Origin of the sequence: Nitrosomonas supralitoralis (assembly GCF_003011925.2) — a bacterium.
GTDB classification, from domain to species: domain Bacteria; phylum Pseudomonadota; class Gammaproteobacteria; order Burkholderiales; family Nitrosomonadaceae; genus Nitrosomonas; species Nitrosomonas supralitoralis.
This window is the reverse complement of sequence record NZ_PXXU01000184.1, coordinates 1-629: the sequence shown is the minus strand read 5'-3', so window position 1 is coordinate 629 and position 629 is coordinate 1. Positions and strand designations below refer to the sequence as shown.

The window sequence follows — 629 nt, the reverse complement described above, 5'->3', positions numbered from 1 at the left end:
AGGAATTAAATCATTATCGGTCTTCCCGCACGTGCCAGATTCGAAGAATATACGTAGTGGTTTGGGTGAGTTCATAACGTAACTCATAATCGCCAATGATTATCCGTCTAACATCACGAGGCGCAAATTCATGCAGCGGCACACCAAGTTGCTGATAAATCATTAATTGTTCAGCTCCTGCCACGAGTTGCTGTACTACTTGTACCGCCGCTCGTGGATTAATTAACTCTAGAAAAGAGTGAAGTCGAACCAAATCACGTTCAGCACTCGCTGTCCATTTGAGCACCATAGATTAGACTGGCTTATCGATGCTTTTTGCCCAATCATTAATTGACGTATGATCGACAATTCGACCAGCATCGACATCGGCCAAGCCTTCCAAAGTAAGCTGTTGACGTTTTGCCTCAAGTTCTACCAAGGAGGTTAAAGCCTGTTTAATAATCCAGCCTTTAGGACGATCGAGGCGGGTTGCAAGCTCATCAATCTGTTCTGCAAGCTCAATGGGAATATGAGCAGTAACAACACGAGTATCCATTTTCAATCCCGTCAATCATAATTAATCGAATATAATCTTATTGATTAATTATGTCCAGAATTTTTGGTTCCATCTGCTTAAAGGTGCCAAAAGC

The 629-nt window shown here is 42.3% G+C and carries 2 protein-coding genes; both read right to left on the bottom strand.

Going from position 1 to position 629, the window contains the following annotated elements; translation table 11 throughout:
- Positions 1–13: 13 nt before the first annotated feature.
- Positions 14–289: a type II toxin-antitoxin system RelE/ParE family toxin gene (locus tag C7H79_RS17340; RefSeq protein ID WP_106708451.1), complete on the bottom strand. Its 276-nt coding sequence runs from the start codon at positions 287–289 to the stop codon at positions 14–16.
- A gap of 3 nt (positions 290–292) precedes the next feature.
- Positions 293–535: a CopG family ribbon-helix-helix protein gene (locus C7H79_RS17335; RefSeq protein WP_106708450.1), complete on the bottom strand. Its 243-nt coding sequence runs from the start codon at positions 533–535 to the stop codon at positions 293–295.
- Positions 536–629: the final 94 nt, after the last annotated feature.